Genomic DNA, 16726 nt, shown 5'->3' on the forward strand with positions numbered 1-16726 from the left:
CCCCGCTCATGAAACTTGCACAGACAGCAGCCGTCATCACCGGCGGCGCCTCCGGCCTCGGCGAGGCCACCGCGCGCTGTTTCGCCGAACAAGGCGCACAGGTAACCATCCTCGACCGCGACGCCGAACGCGGCGCGCAGGTGGCAGAGGAAATCGGCGGCCACTTCGCCCAGACCGACGTGACCAGCGAAGACTCTGTTTCCGCCGCCATCGCACACGCGGTGGAAAAGATGGGCAAGATCACGGCCTGCGTGAACTGCGCGGGCATTGCCATTGGCGCCAAAACCGTCGGCAAAGAGGGCGCGCACCCCTTGGATGCCTACAAGCGCACCATCGACATCAACCTGGTCGGCACCTTCAACGTCGCCCGCTTGGCCGCTGTCGAGATTGCCAAAAACACGCCCGATGCGGACAACGCCCGCGGCGTGATCATCAACACCGCCTCCATCGCGGCCTTCGACGGCCAAAAGGGCCAGGCCGCCTATGCCGCCTCCAAGGGCGGCGTCGCGGGCATGTGCCTGCCGATGGCGCGCGACCTGGCGTCCTCCGGCATCCGCGTGATGACCATCGCACCCGGCATCTTCATGACCCCGATGCTGGCCGGCCTGCCGGAAGAGGTGCAGCAGCAGCTGGCCGCAGACGTCCCCAACCCCGCCCGCCTGGGCGACCCGCGCGAATACGGCCGTCTGGCGGGTTTCATCGTCGAGATGGGCTACCTGAACGGCGAGGTCATCCGCATCGACGGCGCCCTGCGCATGCGCTGACGCCCTGCTGGCGGGTGCGGGTCAAGGGCGGCAACGCCGCCGTGCGCAGCACGGTTCACCCTTGACGCGCAAACGGCGGATCACACAATCGAAATGGCGTCTTGAGGGGCAAACCTGCCCCTCAAGCGCTTCTCAGCAGTTTCTTCTTCATTGCGCAGCAATGCGCGGCCCAAGACCGCACGAAGGCGCCTTGGCGCAGCCAGGGCACCTGCGGGCGCGGGAGCATTGCCGCAATTGACAATCCCTGCTCTCCGCAATTCACTCCGGTCAGGAGGCCGCGATGAGCAAAACAGAACGGCAGAAAATGCAGGCGGGCGAGTGGTACTGTTGCCTGGACAGCGAACTCTCCGCGTTGCGCCATCAGGCCCGGGTTGCGGTGCACCAGCACAGCATGGCCCTCCCTGATCCGGCGGAACGGCTCAGCCCCCCGCTTGCCGCGCTCTTTGCCGCCCACGGCGAAAACTGCCTGATCGAAGCTCCGTTTCACTGCGCCTACGGCATCAACATCAGCCTCGGCAACAACGTCTATTTAAATGCGGGCTGCACCATTCTGGACACTGCGCCCGTGACCATCGGCGACGGCACCATGATGGGACCGAACGTGCAGATCTACTGCGCCCAGCACCACAAAGACAGGAACTTGCGGGCGAAAGGCCTCGAAATCGCATACCCCGTCACCCTCGGGGCCGATGTCTGGATCGGCGGCGGCGCCATCATCCTGCCGGGCGTCACCATCGGCGATGGAGCCATCGTCGGCGCAGGCGCAGTTGTGACCAAGGATGTCGCAGCAGGTGAAACCGTGACCGGCAATCCCGCCCGCCCCCGGCACAGGTAAACGGACGATCAAGGCAGCGCCCGCCGCCTCAACCTGCGCTTAGCATTTCCTGATGAATTCCAAAGCTTTACGGCAGCAACTTTGACCAAATGTTTCGCGCGCGAAACATTTGGTCAGCCTCGCTGCCCTAATTAAAAAGCCGCTTCAGCCTTCGGCCTTTTCCTCCAGCAGCAGCCATTCTTCCTCGGCCGCGGCCAGCTTTTCCTGACGCTCCACCAGAGCCTCTGTCGCCTTCTTGAACTTGACCGGCTCGCGGGTGAACAGCTCCGGATCTGCCATCAGTTCCTGCAGCTTGCCAATCTCCGCTTCCAGCCGTTCGATTTCGCCCGGCAGCGCCTCCAGCCGGTGCTTTTCCTTGAAGCTGAGGCCGTCCTTGGGCTGGCTCTCCTGCTTGGGTTTGGCTTTCGCAGGCTTCGCCTTCTCCGTCTTCTCAGAAACCTCCAGCGGCCCGCGCTGCGCGATGTAGTCGCTCCAGCCGCCGGCATAGGCCGTGGCCCGCCCGTTGCCTTCCATCGCAATCGTCGTGGTCGCCACCCGGTCCAGGAAATCCCGGTCGTGGCTCACCAGCAGAACGGTGCCGTCGTAATTGTCCAAGAGCTCCTGCAGCAGATCCAGCGTCTCCACATCCAGGTCGTTGGTCGGTTCGTCCAAGACCAAGAGGTTTGAGGACCGCGCCATCAGCCGCGCCAGCAACAACCGCGCCTTCTCGCCGCCTGACAGCGACCGCACCGGCGCCCGCGCCTGGCGCTCGTCGAACAGGAATTCCTTCAGGTAGCCCACCACATGCTTGGGCTGGCCGCGCACCATCACCTGATCCGCCTTGCCCGAAATCCCCAGCAAGGGGTCTGCGGTCAAGTTCTCCCAAAGGGTCGAATCGCCGTCCAGCTGGTCGCGGGTCTGGTCGAACAGCGCGATTTCCAGATTGGTGCCCAGCTGCACCTTGCCGGCATCCGGATCTTCCATACCCAAGAGCATCTTCAGCAGAGTGGTCTTGCCAGCGCCATTCGGGCCGACAAAAGCCACCCGGTCGCCGCGCTGCACCTTCAGCGAGAAGTCCTTGACGATCGGCTTGCCGCCAAACGCCTTGCTGAGGCCCTCCGCCTCGATCACCTTGCGGCCCGATTTGGGGCCCGCTTCCAGCGCCATCTCGGCGGTGCCCTGGCGCTTGATCTGGGCAGAGCGCTCCGCCTTCAGATCCTGCAGCGCCCGCACCCGGCCCATGTTGCGCTTGCGCCGGGCAGAGATGCCCTCCACCGCCCAGCGGCTTTCCGACTTGATCAGCCGGTTCAGCTTGTGGCGCTGCATGTCCTCGTCTTCCCAGACCTTATCGCGCCAGGCCTCGAAATGCTCGAACCCCTTTTCCTGCCGCCGCACCTCGCCGCGGTCCACCCACAGGGTGGCGCGGGTCAGCGCCCGCAGGAACGCCCGGTCGTGGGAGATCAGCACAAACGCCGCCCGGGTCGCCTTCAGCTCATTCTCCAGCCAGGTGATCGCCTCGATATCCAGGTGGTTGGTCGGCTCGTCCAGCAGCATCAGGTCCGGCGCCTCGGCCATCAGCTTGGCCAGCGCGGCACGGCGGCGCTCCCCGCCCGAGGCGGTCCCGACGGGCCGCGCCGGATCGAACTTCAGCCCCTCGCCCGCGCGTTCCACCTTGTACATCTCGCCGGGGTCCAGCTCGCTGGCGGCAAAATCGCCCAGCGTCGCAAACCCCTCCATCTTGGGGTCCTGCTCCATGTAGCCGACGGATTTGCCCGGCGGCACCACGATATCGCCCTGGTCGGCTTCAACAATCCCCGCCATCACCTTCATCAGCGTGGATTTTCCCGAGCCGTTGCGGCCCACCAGCGCCACCCGGTCGCCGGGCTGCACCACCAGATCGAGGTTGGCGAAAACCGGATCGCCCCCAAAGGTGAGGGAAATGCCGGACATCTGCAAAAGAGGAATACGTGCCATGCCAGCCAGCTACCCCGGCGGCAAAATCGCGTCAACGCTCCCTGTTCATCTTTCCATAAATACTCAATATCACCCGGCCACGGCACGCAGCAGCCGTTTGCGGCCCGCCGGGATAGCGCCGATCTCCAAGCCGGTGAAGACATGCAGCGTGTTCATCTGCCGGTCGACCACCGCATGGTCGCTGACCCAGCCGCCCATTGCCAGGTAGGTCCGCAGCAGGGGCGGCATCCCCCGCTGCGCTTTCTTCAAATCGGGCGCCTGCCGCAGCTCTGCCGCATAGCGGACGACCTCCGGCGCGTTCTCCTGCACCTGCCACTGGGGCGGCGCCAGGTGCCGCTGCTTCAGCAGCGCAAATGCGTCCAGGTAAGGCGCAGCAGACGTGCCGGCAAAGGAGGAGCAGCCAAACAGCATCTGCACCCCCTGCCCGTCAACCAGGCCTGTGATCGCCCCCCAGGCGATGCGCAGGATATCCGGGTCATGCCAGTCCGGGTGGATACAGAAGCGGCCCAGCTCGGCCATCCGGCCCGTGAAGCTCCGAAGCCCCGGCAAGTCATAGAATTGCGCTGCATAGCTGCGGCCCAGGTCCGCGCCGCGCTCCAGCACCAGCAGCCGGAAACAGCAGACCAGCTCACCGGTCGTGGCATGTTCGACCAGAACATGCGCGCAGATGCCGTCGAAGGCGTCGCAATCTGTTCCAACGGTCCGGAAACACAGGGCCCGAAGGTTTTGCGCCGCAGCGATATCCGCCGCTCCACAGGCAAGACGGGCGCTGTATTGCCCTTTGCTCAGCAAAATCTCCGGCTCGGCCATGGCTGCCCCCTGCTGCAGGCCCGCGCTGGTGCGGCGCGCATATCCTGACATAGGCGCTGCAGCACGGCGGTAAAGCCGGCTTACTCGGTGTTCAGGATCTGACCGGGGCCGAAGTTGCCAAGGTTGCCCAGCAGCTGGCGCAGGAAGGTGCTGTCCTGCACGCCGGAGCTGGTCACCCGGCGCTCCAGCGGCACCACTTTGCCGTCTTCCAGGCTGTAGCGGCGGATCCCCTCCACCACGCCCTGGGTGTCAAAGCTGATTGCCACCAGGTCCCGCGCCACCGGTTCCGGCGCGGCGGCGCCATAGTGGCGGAACCGGGTGGCCACATAGTAGTAACCGCTGTCGTTCAGCACACCGGTCGAGGACGGCACGCCGATGGTTTCGGCCACCGAATCCCTTGTATCGATCCCCGGCACCACCTCGGCCAGCTGGCCCGGCGTGGGCACATAGCCATGCTTGCGGTAGACCGATGTGCAGGCCGCCAGCGCCAGTCCGGCTGCCGCAAATACCGCGCCGCGCAAAACGGACTTGTAATGAAACGCCTTTGCAAACATGAGGGCCCCCCGAGCCGCGCCGCACTGCGCGGCTTGAATACGTCTTTCAACCCGATTACCTAATGACCGCTTCCGGTTCAAGAAACGAAAGTCCCCAACATGTCTGAGAGCACCGCTTTGCGGGTGGCGGACCTGCCGCAGAACACCCCGACCGCCTTTGAAATCACTCCGGGCAAGGAGGAGCTGGCCGCCCTGGCCGCAGAGCTGGGGGTCAATGCCCTGCGCAAGGTCCGCTTCACCGGTGAGATCAAGGCCATGGGCAAGCGCGACTGGCAGCTGACCGGCAGCCTGGGCGCCACCGTGGTGCAGGATTGCGTGGTGACGCTGGAGCCGGTGACCACCCGGATCGAGGAAAAGGTCAGCCTCACCTATGCGGCCCGCTACGAGACGCCGGAAGGCACCGAAGTGGAAATGCCCGAAGACGACAGCATCGAGCCGCTGGGCAGCCATATCGACCCGGCCGCAGTGATGGCCGAGGCGCTGGCGCTGCACATCCCGCCCTACCCGCGCAAGGACGGCGCCGAACTGGGTGAAGCGGTCTATGCCGAAGAGGGCGTGGCGCCGATGCGGGACGAGGACACCAAGCCCTTTGCCGGCCTCGCCGCGCTGCGCGGGCAGCTGAAAGATGAGGACTAGAAGCAGTTTTTTCGCACATGCGGAAATTGTTTCTGGCGCCGGGCGCGGCGCTGTCCTAAAAAACACCTTGCGCCGCCGGAGATTCGCAGTATTTTCGCGCGCTCATCGGAATTTTTGGTTGGACAATGCTAAGGCAGGCGCCTAAACGCACGTCACACCGATCGAACACGAATGCAATCGCGCCGCGGGGATGGCCCCAAGGCCCAAACAGACAAAGGTTGAGACATGGCCGTCCAACAGAACAAAGTATCCAAATCGCGCCGCAACAACCGCCGCGCGCACGATGCACTGGTTGCTGCGAACCCTAACGAATGCGGCAACTGCGGCGAGCTGAAGCGCCCGCACCACGTGTGCCCGTCCTGCGGCCACTACGACGACAAGGAAATCGTCGCGGCAGCTGACGAAATCGAGATCGATGAGGACGCGGCGTAAGCCACGGACAGGATCCTGATGCCAGGCAGGCTTTCGCATGACGGGTAAACCCGCGAAAAATCAGGCAGAAGCCGGCCGCATCATCATTTCTGTTGACGCCATGGGCGGAGACGCCGGCCCTGCTGTTGTAGTGGCCGGCATTGACATGTCGGCACAGAAGAACCCGGATATCGGGTTCATCCTGCACGGCCCCGCCGAGCAGTTGAAACCTCTGGTCGCCAAGAAGCGCGCCCTGAAGGGGCGCGTGGAAATTCGCGATGTCCGCGATGTGGTGACGATGGAGGACAAGCCCTCCCAGGTGATGCGCAACGGCAAGGGCACCTCGATGTGGTCCGCGCTGGAGGCGGTCAAGACCGGCGAGGCGGCGGGCGCTGTGTCCTGCGGCAACACCGGCGCGCTGATGGCGCTCAGCATGCTGCGCCTGCGCAAGCTGCCCGGTGTCAACCGCCCGGCCATTGCCATCCTGTGGCCGTCGCTGAACCCGCAAGGGTTCAATGTGATGCTGGATGTCGGCGCCGACGTGAAGGCGGATGCCGAGGATCTGCTGCAATACGCCCTGATGGGCACCTCTTATGTGCGCAACTCGATGGACATTTCACGCCCCCGCGTGGGCTTGCTGAATGTCGGCACCGAAGAGCACAAGGGCCGCGCCGAGCTGAAAGAGGCCTTTGGGCTGATCACCGACAATGCGGCGCAGGCCAGCTATGATTTTGTGGGCTTTGTCGAGGGCAGCGACATCCCCGGCGACGTGGCGGATGTGATCGTCACCGACGGGTTCACCGGCAATGTGGCGATCAAGACCGGCGAAGGCACCGCCCGCGTGATGCGCACTGCGCTGCGCGAGGCGTTCCAGTATTCCTTCCTGTCCAAGATTGCGGCGCTGCTGGCGATGACCTCGCTCAAGCGGCTGTCCAAGCGGATGGACCCGCGCCGGGTTAACGGCGGGGTGTTTCTGGGCCTCAACGGCACTGTGGTGAAATCCCACGGCGGCGCCGACGCCACCGGCGTCTCGGCAGCGGTGAAGCTCGCCTTCCGCCTGGCTCAGCACGGATTCGCCGAAAAACTGGCGGCGCGGGTTGCATCTGCCGGCGCGCATACCCAAGATAATAATGCCCCCCGCGCCCTGCGGGCGGCCACCGAAAAAGACTGAAATAGGCAGGCACCGGATGACGCGACGCGCGGTAGTTGTTGGCATAGGCCACTATCTCCCTGAACGGGTGGTTGAGAACGCGGAATTCGAGGCCTCACTGGATACATCGGACGAATGGATCCGGTCCCGGTCCGGCATCGAACGCCGCCATTTCGCCGCTGAGGGAGAGACCACATCGGATATGGCTGCCAAGGCTGCAGAGCGCGCTTTGGCTGACGCTGGCCTGACGTCTGAAGACGTGGACGCCATCGTGGTGGCAACCTCCACCGCCGACCTTACCTTCCCCTCTGCCGCCACAATGGTGCAATCCAAGCTGGGCATGACCAAGGGCTTTGCCTTTGACGTGCAGGCGGTCTGTGCGGGCTTTGTCTATGCGCTGAGCAACGCCAATGCGCTGATCGCCTCGGGCCAAGCGGAGCGGGTGCTGGTGATCGGCGCCGAGACCTTCAGCCGGATCATGGACTGGACCGACCGCTCCACCTGTGTGCTGTTCGGCGATGGCGCCGGGGCGCTGCTGCTGGAGGGCCAGGAGCTGGCAGGCACCAACAAGGACCGCGGCATTCTGGCCACCGACCTCAACTCGGACGGCCGCTACAAGGATTTGCTGTATGTTGACGGCGGCGTATCGTCGACCCAGTCGACCGGCCATCTGCGGATGCAGGGCAACCAGGTGTTCCGCCATGCAGTCGAAAAACTCGCCTCTACCGCGAACACCGCACTGGACCGCGCCGGGCTTTCGGCGGCAGATGTGGACTGGATCGTGCCGCATCAGGCCAACATCCGCATCATCCAGGGCACGGCCAAGAAAATGGGCCTGAGCATGGACAACGTGGTGGTAACTGTGCAGGATCACGGCAATACCTCCGCCGCCTCCATTCCGCTTGCCCTGTCTGTCGGCAAAGAGCGCGGCCAGATCAAAGAAGGCCACCTGATCGTGACCGAGGCCATCGGCGGCGGCCTGGCCTGGGGCGCGGTTGTGCTGCGCTGGTAACCCTTCCGCCCGGATTCCTGCCCGAAACACCCCGCGCAATTCATTGATATTGACAGGGAATTTCCCCGCGCCATATGCTTTGGCAAACAACGGGGATTGGTATGGGCGAAAAAACACTGACACGAATGGATTTGAGTGAAGCAGTTTTCCGGGAAGTTGGCCTGTCGCGCAACGAAAGCGCGCAGCTGGTGGAAAGCATGCTGCAGCATATGTCGGACGCCCTGGTGCGCGGTGAACAGGTGAAGATCTCCTCGTTCGGGACATTCAGCGTAAGGGACAAGTCTGCCAGGGTCGGGCGAAACCCGAAGACCGGCGAAGAAGTGCCGATTCAGCCGCGCCGCGTGCTGACCTTCCGGCCCTCCCACCTGATGAAAGACCGCGTGGCAGACGGCAACCGTAAATAACGGGACCAATTGAGCCATGTCAAAATCACCGGACGCCTTCCGCACCATCAGCGAAGTTGCGGATTGGCTGGGCGTGCAGGCGCATGTCCTGCGCTTCTGGGAGAGCAAGTTCACCCAGGTCAAACCTGTGAAGCGCGCCGGCGGGCGCCGCTATTACAGGCCTGCGGACATGCAGCTGCTGGGCGGCATCAAGAAACTGCTGCACGACGACGGTATGTCGATCAAGGAGGTGCAGGCACTGCTGCGCGAGCATGGCGTCGCCCATGTGGCGGAGTTTTCCCATTCCCTCGACGCCACCGCCGAGGACCGGGCTGCCGCGGCGCCGCCCGCAGACAAGCTGGGTGATGACTGGCAAAGCTCTCTGGACCTGAGCCACGAGCAGGCCGCGCAGGATGAGGCCGGTTCCGGCCTTGGCCCCAGCAATGTGGTTGGCTTCCCGCAACAGACCGCCGGCGGAGCGGTCCCGGACGCCGCGGCAAGCGGCACCTCGCAGGAGACCGCCGCCGCCCCCGGAGAGATGAGCCCTGCGGCCCCGGAAAACGCTCCGGACACAGTTTCTGAGCCCGCTCCCGCAGAGCCGGAAGGCCCGGAAGCGGCGCAAGAGCCGCAGATGCGGATGGACCTGACCCACCCCGCCGACGAGGCAGAAACAGAGGAAGCGGCGGAGCCTGAGCTGGGCCAGCCCGGCTCCGGCACAGTGTCTGCCGACGAAGCGGCGGCGGATGACACTGCACCTGCTGCTGCGGAAGACTACCCCGCTGCGGTGACGGAAACCGGGGCCGCCTCACCGTGGAACGATACCAGCGCGGAGGATGCTCCCGAAGACGCCCCCTCGGCAGAGGCTGCCGGCAAGGAGGCCGGCGAGGCCGCAGCTGAACCGCCAGCAGCCCCGCAGGCGCCCGCAGCGGCGGAACACCCTGAGCAGCTTGAGATGCCAGCGGCTGCCGCAGATGAAGCGCCGCAAGACGCCGCACCGTTAGTATCTGAGGACGCCCAGGCTGCTGAGGCAGTGACCGCGCCGGATCACGAGGCCGCCCCCACTGACATGGTGGACCCGCTGCAAGGTGACATGGTCGTTTCCCATGCAGAATCTGAAGCCGGCCAGGAACAGGTTCTGCCGGAAGACCCTGCTTCCGCAGCAGAGACGCCATCCGCGCAGTCAGCTCCGGCAGGGCTGACCGGGCGGGCTTCGTCCCGTGCGGCACCGCAAGCGCCGCTGCTGGATTCGCCGGTGGAACCACCTGCGGAGGACGTGGCGGAGATGCCAGAGGAAGCTTCCGCCGGCGCGGACACTCTGCAGCCTGGCGAAGCCGGGCCGCAGGCGGAGCCGGAGCGGCTGGACAGCCCTGACCACACTGAACACTCCGGAGAAGGCATCGCCCTGGAACCCGCCGCAGACCCTGAGCCGGTGGCTGCTTACGGGCCCGAGGAGGAATACCAGACGGCTGCAGGCGCTGGCCAGGCGGAGGACATGCCCCCGCTCGCGGCTGTTGAAGCCGAACCGGCGCCAGCAGAGGATACTCTGGTTGCTGCGGCCGGGCTGCAGCCTGATATGCCGCTGGAGTTTGGCAGCGGTGCCGAACCGGCCGCCGCCTCTCTGCCGGTGAGCGGCTCCGGGGAGGACGCGGATACGGAAGCTGACCCTGCGGCCGCCTTCCCCCCGCATGATCTGGACGAGGCCGCGCGGCAGGTGGATGCGATGGAATTCGCCTCCGGCTTTGACCCTGATGCCGACGTGTCCCCTGAGGCGGAAACGCCGCAAGACAGCCTGGCGGCAGAACAACTGCCAACGCCGGAATCCGCGGAAACGCCTCTGCCAGAGATGGCGGAACCACCTGCGCCGGAGGCAGCAGAACCGGCTGCACCACAGGCAGCAGAACCGCCTTTGCAGGAGGCGGCGGATCCCTCCCCTGCCCCCGCTGCGCCGCATCATGCTGTTCTGGCCCATCTGGCGGCGATCCGGAGCCTGCCGCCGCAGACTTTGGAAGAGATTGCCGCCTGCGCCGAGAAACTGCGCGCATTGTCCGCACGGGAGGCGGTTTCAGGTGCAAGGGAATCCAGTCAGGAAATCACTTGATTTCCGGGCTGTGCCCCGCGCCGGAAAACCGCAGTCTCAGGGCTGCGGCGCCGCAACTGCCTCAGCCGACTGAATTTCTTTGCGGGGACCGAAAAAATCTTGCCGCGCCCTCTTGCCCCTGCCGTGAAAACGGTTAGAAGGCTCTTCAACGGGCTATGGCGCAGCCTGGTAGCGCGTCCGTCTGGGGGACGGAAGGTCGCAGGTTCGAGTCCTGCTAGCCCGACCATTTGAAAAACGCCCGGGTGCTTCGGCACCCGGGCGTTTTCATATCCCGGCCCTGATTTGCCGATTGCGCAGCAGGGCCGATTGGGCCAGCATCGCCGGGACATCCGGCGCGGAGGGGGACAGGAAATGACAGGCGTTTTGCCCAGCCAAACCATTGAAAACATGCTGGAGAACGGCGAGATCACCGTCAGCACGCCGCTGGTGGAGGGCCAGGTGCAGCCTGCCAGCCTCGACCTGCGGCTAGGCAATGTGGCCTACCGGGTGCGCGCGTCGTTTCTGGCGGGCCAGGGCCGCAGCGTCTCCGACCGTCTGACCGAATTTGAGATGCACCGGATCGACCTGAGTAATGGCGCGGTGCTGGAGAAAGGCTGCGTCTATGTGGTGCCCTTAATGGAAGGGCTAGCGCTGCCGCAGGATGTGTCGGCGGTGGCCAATGCCAAGAGCTCGACCGGGCGGCTGGACCTCCTGACCCGCACCATCACCGACGGCGGCGAGGAGTTCGACCGGATCAAGCCAGGGTACACCGGCCCGCTGTATGCAGAGATCTGCCCGCGCTCCTTCTCGGTGCTGGTGCGGCCAGGAATGCGGCTGAACCAGATCCGCTTCCGCCGCGGCCAGGCGGTGCTGTCGGACGCGGAGCTCAAGATGCTGCACGCGGGCACGCCGCTGGTCGACGGCGAGGCGGTGATTGAGGACGGCCTGGGCTTTTCCGTCGATCTGAAGCTGCCGGGCACCGATCTGGTCGGCTACCGCGCCAAGCCGCATACCGGGGTGATCGACCTGGACCGGATCGGCGAATACGATCCGCAGGAGTACTGGGAGGAGGTTCGCACCAAGGATGGCCGCATCATCCTGGACCCCGGCGCGTTCTATATCCTGGTAAGCCGCGAGGCAGTGCATATCCCGCCGGCCTTTGCCGCCGAGATGGCGCCCTATCTGGCGATGGTGGGCGAGTTCCGGGTGCATTACGCGGGGTTCTTCGACCCCGGTTTCGGCCATGACGCGGCGGGCGGTGCCGGATCGCGCGGGGTGCTGGAGGTGCGCTGCCACGAGGCGCCGTTTGTGCTGGAGCATGGCCAGGTGGTGGGGCGTCTGGTCTATGAGAAGATGGCCGAGGTGCCGGAGCAGCTCTATGGCGCGGGGATTGCGTCGAACTACCAGGGCCAGGGGCTGAAACTGTCGAAGCATTTCAAGACGCCTGCCTGATCGCGGTTAGGGCAGCGCCCGTGGGGGCGGACGGGCACTGCCCGGCCTATCGGCCGGGCGGTCTATTTCACCGGCCCGCCTCCTGCCAAATCCTCTGTCGTGCCCGCTTGCACCGGCCGGTCCAGATGAGTGGACAGCACCGTATAGGTGCGGGTGGCGCGCACGCAGCCGACCTCATAGATCCGCGCAAGCAGCCCCTCCAGCGCCTTGGGAGAGGCGACGCGGACCTTGAGGATCAGGTTGGTGTCCCCGGCGGAGCTGTGCACCTCCTCTAGCTCCGGCATGTCCTGCAAGGCCAGCAGGTCCGTGGTCACGCCCCAGCCCTCGGTATCCACGTGGATGAAGGCCAGGAGCGGCTTGCCCACCGCGGCGCCGTCGAGCCGTGCAATAGTCGCCTCGATCGCGCCAGAGGCCCGCAGCCGCTTGACCCGCTCGTGCACCGCGGGGGCCGACAGGCCGACCTCCTGGCCGATGGCGGCGTAGGAGAGGGTCGCGTCCTGGCTCAGCGCGCCTAATATTCTTCGGTCCAAAGCGTCCAGCGCACGGGTGGTCCCGGCCATTTTCCGAACTCCATTTGTTTTTTCTGCCGCCTGGACGGCCCGCTCTTCACAGAACCACATTCAGTTCGTAGCTAAATTACCTGAACAATTTTCGAGGTAAACCCATGCGAACCCCGATTCTGATCCTGATGAGCGCAATTGGCGTGATTGGTGCAAACTCGCTGCTGCTGTCGCCGGTGGTGACGGCGGTCAGCCAAACCCTGAATGCCACCACGGCAGAGGTGATGCGGGCCGCCAGCGCCTATGGGCTGGGAGTGGCGGCCGCGGCGCTGCTGCTGGCACCGCTGGGGGACCGTATTGGAGCGGGACGGCTGCTGCGCGCGGCGCTGTTGCTGCTGGGGGCCGGGCTGGCGGCCAGCGCGGCGGCACCGGATGTCTGGACGCTGATCGCGGCGCAGGCCCTCTGCGGGCTGGCGGCGGGGGCTGCCCTGCCCTCAATCTACACGCTGGCGATGGTGATTGCCCCCAAGGGGCGCGAGGCGCGGGTGCTGGGCTATGTGCTGGCGGGCTGGACGGTGTCGATGGTGCTGGGGGTCAGCGTCAGCGCCTGGGCCACCGACCTGGCGGGCTGGCGCGCGGTCTATGGCACGCTGGCGGGCGTGGCGCTGCTGTTGTGGGCCGCCTCCGCGTCTTTGCGCGCCGCGGGCAGCCCCAGCGGCCAGGCGACCTCGCCGCTGACGGCGCTGCGGGTGCCGGGGATCTTCCGCGGTCTCTTGGCAACCGCCCTGCTGATGCTGGGCTTCTACGGCAGCTATTTCTTCACTGGGGCGCACATCACGCTAGAACTGGGGAAGAGCACCACCCAGGCCGGCCTTCTGCCGCTTTTCTACGGCATCGGCTTTGGCCTTGCCGTGCTGCTGGATCCGCTGCTGGACCGGCTGGGGCTGGCGCGCGCCACCGCGCCGGTGCTGCTGGCGGTCACAGCCAGCTATCTGCTGATGATGGCTGTGGCGCCGCACTACGTGCCGCTCTTGGGCGCGGCCCTGGTCTGGGGCGTGTTCCAGCATCTGGGCCTCAACCTGCTGGTGGCGCGTCTCACCGCCCTGGACCCGTCCCAGCGCGGCGCCATCATGGGGCTGTACAGCACCGTCACCTATCTTTGCGTATTTGCTGCGCCCTTTGCCGGCGGGCTGCTGTTCGCCGCTTGGGGGCTGGCGGGCTGCCTGGCGTTGTCGGCGCTCCTGGCCCTCAGCGGCGCGGCAGAGGCCCTGGGCCTGCGCCGCAAGGATCTCAGCCCTGGCGGCGCCCCTGCTTGACGGAAGGAATGCGCGAGCGCCCGGCCTGCTGCACGGGCGGGGCGCTTTGCCCCTGCCCTTGGCTGCGGCCTTGCTGTTTGCTGCGCTTGGCAACGGCGTTGATCCCGGCATTCACACCGGCCCCCACCGCGCGGCTGACCAGCCGCCGCAGCACCATGTTGATGATCCAGTTGATATTCATCGCGTTGCCCGCCGTGTTTTGTCCTGCGGAGCATCCTAGGGGCAGATTAAGACGATTTCTGGGCGCCTCGTCAGGTGCCTGTCAGGGCGGCGGCGGTGACGATTGCTCCAGCCGCCGCCGGCGCCGTCACTCCTCGAACAGTTCGGCCTGTTCTTCCGGCTCGTCGTCCTCGTCGCCGCCCTGGCCCATCGGCAGGCTGCCCGGCGGCGGGCGGTTTTCCAGAAGGCCCGCGGCGCGCAGTTCCTTGAGGCCCGGCAGGTCGCGGGCGCTTTCCAGGCCGAAGTGATCCAGAAACTCCGGTGTCACCACGAATGTTACCGGCCGGCCCGGCGTCATCCGGCGGCGGCCGAGGCGGATCCAGTTCATCTCCATCAGCTGGTCGATGGTGCCGCGCGACACCGAGACACCGCGGATTTCCTCGATTTCGGTGCGGGTTACCGGCTGGTGGTATGCGACAATCGCAAGGGTCTCGATTGCGGCGCGGCTTAGCTTGCGCAGCTCAGTGGTTTCCTTCTGCATCAGGAAGCCCAGGTCCGGCGCGGTGCGGATCGCCCAGGCATCGCCCAGACGCACCACCCGCACGCCGCGCCCCTCGTAGCGCTTGCGCAGATGCTCGACTGCCTCGCGTGGGTTGCAGCCATGCGGCATGCGGCCTTCGAGGTCGCGCAGGGTCACCGGTTCGGCGCTGGCAAACAGCACCGCTTCTACCATCCGCTCCTGCTCTGCCATCGGCGGCGCGTCGAACAGCGTATCGTTGTCTTCGCGGATGGGAGCGCCCTGGCTCTGACCATCCATGATCTGGTCTTCCATCAGGTATCCTCGTTCAGGCTGCGCAGCTGGATCGGCGCAAATGTTTCGCTCTGGCGCAGCTCGGCCTTGCCTTCCTTGACCAGCTGCAGCGAAGCGGCAAAGGTCGCCGCAGTGGCGGACCGCCGCTTGACCGGGTCGCTGTGCCAGCCGTCCGGCAGGTAGCTGATCAGGTCGGTCCAGTCGCCAGTAAAGCCCAGCAGATGGCGCATCCGGTCCAGCGCCTCCTCCATGGTGAAGACCGAGTCGCGGTCCATCACAAAGGGGCGAAAATCCTCCTTGGTGCGGATGCGGGCATAGGCCTGCATCAGGTCCAGGAGGTTGGCGGTATAGGTGACGGTCTTGATCCGGGCGACGGTCTCCACCTCGCCGCGGGCGAAGAAGTCGCGGCCCAGCCGGTCGCGGCCCATCAGCCGGGCGGAGGCATCACGCATCGCCTGCAGACGCTCCAGCTGGAACGCCAGGTGCGCGGCAAGCTCCTCGCCCGAGGGGCCTTCCTCCTCCGGATCGGGGGGCAGCAGCAGGCGCGATTTCAGGAAGGCGAGCCAGGCCGCCATCACCAGGTAGTCGGCGGCAAGCTCGATCCGCAGCTCCTTGGCCTTTTCGACAAAGGCCAGGTACTGCCGCGCCAGCTCCAGCACAGAGATCCGGCGCAGGTCCACCTTCTGGGTGCGCGACAGCGTCAAGAGCAGGTCGAGCGGGCCTTCGAACCCGTCGACGTCCACGATCAGCGACTCGGCTGCGAGCCGTTCCTCTACGCTCGTGTCCGCATCTGAAAAGAGTGTCTGTTCAGCCATACACCTGCCCGCCCATGAGGGCGGCAAGTTCGTCTTCAGCGGCCTGAATGTCAAGATCCGCAGGGGGTTTGCGGGCTGCCAGCGCGCGGTCTGCGCGGGTTTGCGCTGCCTCTGTCATGCGGCCTGCGGCCTCTGCCACCGCGATCCGGTCGGCCAGCGGGGCGTTGCACAGGAGAACCACATCGCAGCCGGCCGCCAGCGAGTCACGCGTGATGTCCGTCAGCGCCCCCTTGAGCGCCTTCATCGAGATGTCGTCAGTCATGATCAGCCCGTCAAAGCCGATCTGCTCGCGGATCAGCTGCATCATAACCGGCGAGGTGGTGGCCGGGCGGCTGTCGTAGGCGTCATAGACCAGATGCGCGGTCATCCCCAGCGGGATGCCGTTCAGCGCCTTGAATGCGGCGAAGTCGGTCTGCTCCAGAGTGCGCGGTTCAGCACCCACATGCGGCAGGTCCATGTGGCTGTCGGCGGTGGCGCGGCCATGGCCGGGGATGTGTTTCAGCACCGGCAGCACGCCGCCGTCGAGATGGCCCTGCGCCACCGCGCGGCCGATCGCGGCCACGCTCGGCGCGTCTTCGCCGTAGCAGCGGTTTTTCAGGAATTCATGGGTGTCCGCGCAGGCCACATCGGCAATCGGGGCGCAGTTGCTGTCGATGCCGAGGCTGTGCAGCTCATCCGCGATCAGGCGGTAGCGCAGGTACATGGCGCGCTCGGCGCCCGCGCCGGCCCGCTGCACATGCTCCAGCGGCGGCAGCCACTCGCGCCCCAGCGGGCTGCGCAGGCGCTGCACCCGGCCGCCCTCCTGGTCGATGGTGATCGGGCAGTCGCGCCCCACCGCCTCGCGGAATTCGTTGCACAGGGCGCGGACCTGATCGGCGTCTTGGATGTTGCGGGCAAACAGGATGAAGCCGAAGGGATCGGCATCGCGGAAGAACGCCTTTTCATCTGCGCTCAGGCGCAGGCCGTCGGCGTCAAGGATGGTGGCTCCAAAAGTCATGAGTGTGCCCTATCGCCCCCTAAGTTGCGGGAGGGCAGCGCCCGGCCCGGGGTGGGTGCTATGCGCCCGCCCTGGGGGCGGGTCGGGCGCT

18 protein-coding genes and 1 tRNA gene are annotated in these 16726 nt (G+C 65.8%); 11 read left to right on the forward strand and 8 right to left on the reverse strand.

Translation table 11 applies throughout. The features are described from left to right. Window positions 1-8: 8 nt before the first annotated feature. Window positions 9-764, forward strand: a complete 756-nt coding sequence (locus tag AC4HIX_RS04370; RefSeq protein WP_490398034.1) for an SDR family NAD(P)-dependent oxidoreductase — start codon at window positions 9-11, stop codon at window positions 762-764. A 280-nt stretch (window positions 765-1044) separates the two neighbouring features. Next, on the forward strand, window positions 1045-1599 hold the full coding sequence (locus tag AC4HIX_RS04375) for a sugar O-acetyltransferase (RefSeq protein ID WP_490398035.1): 555 nt from the start codon (window positions 1045-1047) through the stop codon (window positions 1597-1599). Between the two features lie 144 nt (window positions 1600-1743). Here the strand turns inward: AC4HIX_RS04375 and AC4HIX_RS04380 are convergent, their stop codons facing one another. From AC4HIX_RS04380 to AC4HIX_RS04390, 3 genes are all read right to left on the reverse strand, one after another. Further along, window positions 1744-3552: an ABC-F family ATP-binding cassette domain-containing protein gene (locus AC4HIX_RS04380; RefSeq protein ID WP_490398036.1), complete on the reverse strand. Its 1809-nt coding sequence runs from the start codon at window positions 3550-3552 to the stop codon at window positions 1744-1746. Window positions 3553-3621: 69 nt separating this feature from the next. Further along, entirely contained in the window at window positions 3622-4362 is a 741-nt protein-coding gene (locus tag AC4HIX_RS04385) for a GNAT family N-acetyltransferase (RefSeq protein WP_490398096.1), read from the reverse strand. An 80-nt stretch (window positions 4363-4442) separates the two neighbouring features. Beyond that, window positions 4443-4916: an outer membrane protein assembly factor BamE gene (locus tag AC4HIX_RS04390; RefSeq protein WP_475052641.1), complete on the reverse strand. Its 474-nt coding sequence runs from the start codon at window positions 4914-4916 to the stop codon at window positions 4443-4445. A gap of 99 nt (window positions 4917-5015) precedes the next feature. Here AC4HIX_RS04390 and AC4HIX_RS04395 point away from each other — a divergent pair, with 99 nt between their 5' ends. The 8 genes from AC4HIX_RS04395 (at window position 5016) to AC4HIX_RS04430 (ending at window position 12037) form a co-directional block, all read left to right on the forward strand. Then, window positions 5016-5552 carry a YceD family protein gene (locus tag AC4HIX_RS04395; protein ID WP_490398037.1) on the forward strand — a complete coding sequence of 179 codons (537 nt, stop codon included), beginning with the start codon at window positions 5016-5018 and terminating at the stop codon, window positions 5550-5552. Between the two features lie 225 nt (window positions 5553-5777). Continuing rightward, a complete protein-coding gene (rpmF, locus tag AC4HIX_RS04400; RefSeq protein WP_008558107.1) occupies window positions 5778-5984 on the forward strand; it encodes a 50S ribosomal protein L32 in 207 nt (68 codons plus the stop codon). A gap of 37 nt (window positions 5985-6021) precedes the next feature. Beyond that, the gene (plsX, locus tag AC4HIX_RS04405) at window positions 6022-7134 is read left to right on the forward strand and encodes a phosphate acyltransferase PlsX (RefSeq protein WP_490398038.1); all 1113 of its coding nucleotides are present in this window, start codon (window positions 6022-6024) and stop codon (window positions 7132-7134) included. Window positions 7135-7150: 16 nt separating this feature from the next. Beyond that, on the forward strand, window positions 7151-8125 hold the full coding sequence (locus tag AC4HIX_RS04410) for a beta-ketoacyl-ACP synthase III (RefSeq protein WP_490398039.1): 975 nt from the start codon (window positions 7151-7153) through the stop codon (window positions 8123-8125). Window positions 8126-8226: 101 nt separating this feature from the next. Then, window positions 8227-8529 (forward strand): integration host factor subunit alpha, encoded by a 303-nt coding sequence (gene ihfA, locus AC4HIX_RS04415; protein ID WP_008207184.1) that lies wholly within the window; start codon window positions 8227-8229, stop codon window positions 8527-8529. A gap of 16 nt (window positions 8530-8545) precedes the next feature. Then, entirely contained in the window at window positions 8546-10606 is a 2061-nt protein-coding gene (locus tag AC4HIX_RS04420; protein WP_490398040.1) for a MerR family transcriptional regulator, read from the forward strand. Window positions 10607-10755: 149 nt separating this feature from the next. Beyond that, a tRNA-Pro gene (locus AC4HIX_RS04425) sits at window positions 10756-10832 on the forward strand. A 125-nt stretch (window positions 10833-10957) separates the two neighbouring features. Beyond that, complete coding sequence (locus AC4HIX_RS04430; RefSeq protein ID WP_490398041.1) at window positions 10958-12037, forward strand: 2'-deoxycytidine 5'-triphosphate deaminase; 1080 nt, start codon at window positions 10958-10960, stop codon at window positions 12035-12037. A 62-nt stretch (window positions 12038-12099) separates the two neighbouring features. Here AC4HIX_RS04430 and AC4HIX_RS04435 read toward each other — a convergent pair whose 3' ends face one another. After that, window positions 12100-12597 (reverse strand): Lrp/AsnC family transcriptional regulator, encoded by a 498-nt coding sequence (locus tag AC4HIX_RS04435; RefSeq protein WP_490398042.1) that lies wholly within the window; start codon window positions 12595-12597, stop codon window positions 12100-12102. 104 nt (window positions 12598-12701) lie between these two features. Between AC4HIX_RS04435 and AC4HIX_RS04440 the strand changes: the two genes are divergently transcribed. Further along, on the forward strand, window positions 12702-13853 hold the full coding sequence (locus AC4HIX_RS04440) for an MFS transporter (protein ID WP_490398043.1): 1152 nt from the start codon (window positions 12702-12704) through the stop codon (window positions 13851-13853). On the opposite strand, the gene AC4HIX_RS04445 is transcribed toward AC4HIX_RS04440, so the two are convergent. The 4 genes from AC4HIX_RS04445 to nagZ form a co-directional block, all read right to left on the reverse strand. Next, complete coding sequence (locus AC4HIX_RS04445) at window positions 13828-14034, reverse strand: hypothetical protein (protein ID WP_490398044.1); 207 nt, start codon at window positions 14032-14034, stop codon at window positions 13828-13830. The genes AC4HIX_RS04440 and AC4HIX_RS04445 overlap by 26 nt on opposite strands. Window positions 14035-14160: 126 nt before the next feature. Next, entirely contained in the window at window positions 14161-14844 is a 684-nt protein-coding gene (gene scpB / locus AC4HIX_RS04450; RefSeq protein WP_475052660.1) for an SMC-Scp complex subunit ScpB, read from the reverse strand. Then, the gene (locus tag AC4HIX_RS04455) at window positions 14844-15638 is read right to left on the reverse strand and encodes a segregation and condensation protein A (protein ID WP_490398045.1); all 795 of its coding nucleotides are present in this window, start codon (window positions 15636-15638) and stop codon (window positions 14844-14846) included. The genes scpB and AC4HIX_RS04455 overlap by 1 nt, the downstream gene beginning before the upstream one ends. After that, complete coding sequence (nagZ, locus tag AC4HIX_RS04460; RefSeq protein ID WP_490398046.1) at window positions 15631-16635, reverse strand: beta-N-acetylhexosaminidase; 1005 nt, start codon at window positions 16633-16635, stop codon at window positions 15631-15633. Before nagZ ends, AC4HIX_RS04455 begins: the two co-directional genes overlap by 8 nt. Window positions 16636-16726: the final 91 nt, after the last annotated feature.

The sequence above is a fragment of the Leisingera sp. genome (assembly GCF_982940295.1).

Coding starts and splice junctions, on each gene's coding strand:
- AC4HIX_RS04370 (WP_490398034.1), top strand. CDS start 9: ATGAAACTTGCACAGACAGCAGCCGTCATCACCGGCGGCGCCTCCGGC.
- AC4HIX_RS04375 (WP_490398035.1), top strand. CDS start 1,045: ATGAGCAAAACAGAACGGCAGAAAATGCAGGCGGGCGAGTGGTACTGT.
- AC4HIX_RS04380 (WP_490398036.1), bottom strand. CDS start 3,552: ATGGCACGTATTCCTCTTTTGCAGATGTCCGGCATTTCCCTCACCTTT.
- AC4HIX_RS04385 (WP_490398096.1), bottom strand. CDS start 4,362: ATGGCCGAGCCGGAGATTTTGCTGAGCAAAGGGCAATACAGCGCCCGT.
- AC4HIX_RS04390 (WP_475052641.1), bottom strand. CDS start 4,916: ATGTTTGCAAAGGCGTTTCATTACAAGTCCGTTTTGCGCGGCGCGGTA.
- AC4HIX_RS04395 (WP_490398037.1), top strand. CDS start 5,016: ATGTCTGAGAGCACCGCTTTGCGGGTGGCGGACCTGCCGCAGAACACC.
- rpmF (WP_008558107.1), top strand. CDS start 5,778: ATGGCCGTCCAACAGAACAAAGTATCCAAATCGCGCCGCAACAACCGC.
- plsX (WP_490398038.1), top strand. CDS start 6,022: ATGACGGGTAAACCCGCGAAAAATCAGGCAGAAGCCGGCCGCATCATC.
- AC4HIX_RS04410 (WP_490398039.1), top strand. CDS start 7,151: ATGACGCGACGCGCGGTAGTTGTTGGCATAGGCCACTATCTCCCTGAA.
- ihfA (WP_008207184.1), top strand. CDS start 8,227: ATGGGCGAAAAAACACTGACACGAATGGATTTGAGTGAAGCAGTTTTC.
- AC4HIX_RS04420 (WP_490398040.1), top strand. CDS start 8,546: ATGTCAAAATCACCGGACGCCTTCCGCACCATCAGCGAAGTTGCGGAT.
- AC4HIX_RS04430 (WP_490398041.1), top strand. CDS start 10,958: ATGACAGGCGTTTTGCCCAGCCAAACCATTGAAAACATGCTGGAGAAC.
- AC4HIX_RS04435 (WP_490398042.1), bottom strand. CDS start 12,597: ATGGCCGGGACCACCCGTGCGCTGGACGCTTTGGACCGAAGAATATTA.
- AC4HIX_RS04440 (WP_490398043.1), top strand. CDS start 12,702: ATGCGAACCCCGATTCTGATCCTGATGAGCGCAATTGGCGTGATTGGT.
- AC4HIX_RS04445 (WP_490398044.1), bottom strand. CDS start 14,034: ATGAATATCAACTGGATCATCAACATGGTGCTGCGGCGGCTGGTCAGC.
- scpB (WP_475052660.1), bottom strand. CDS start 14,844: ATGGAAGACCAGATCATGGATGGTCAGAGCCAGGGCGCTCCCATCCGC.
- AC4HIX_RS04455 (WP_490398045.1), bottom strand. CDS start 15,638: ATGGCTGAACAGACACTCTTTTCAGATGCGGACACGAGCGTAGAGGAA.
- nagZ (WP_490398046.1), bottom strand. CDS start 16,635: ATGACTTTTGGAGCCACCATCCTTGACGCCGACGGCCTGCGCCTGAGC.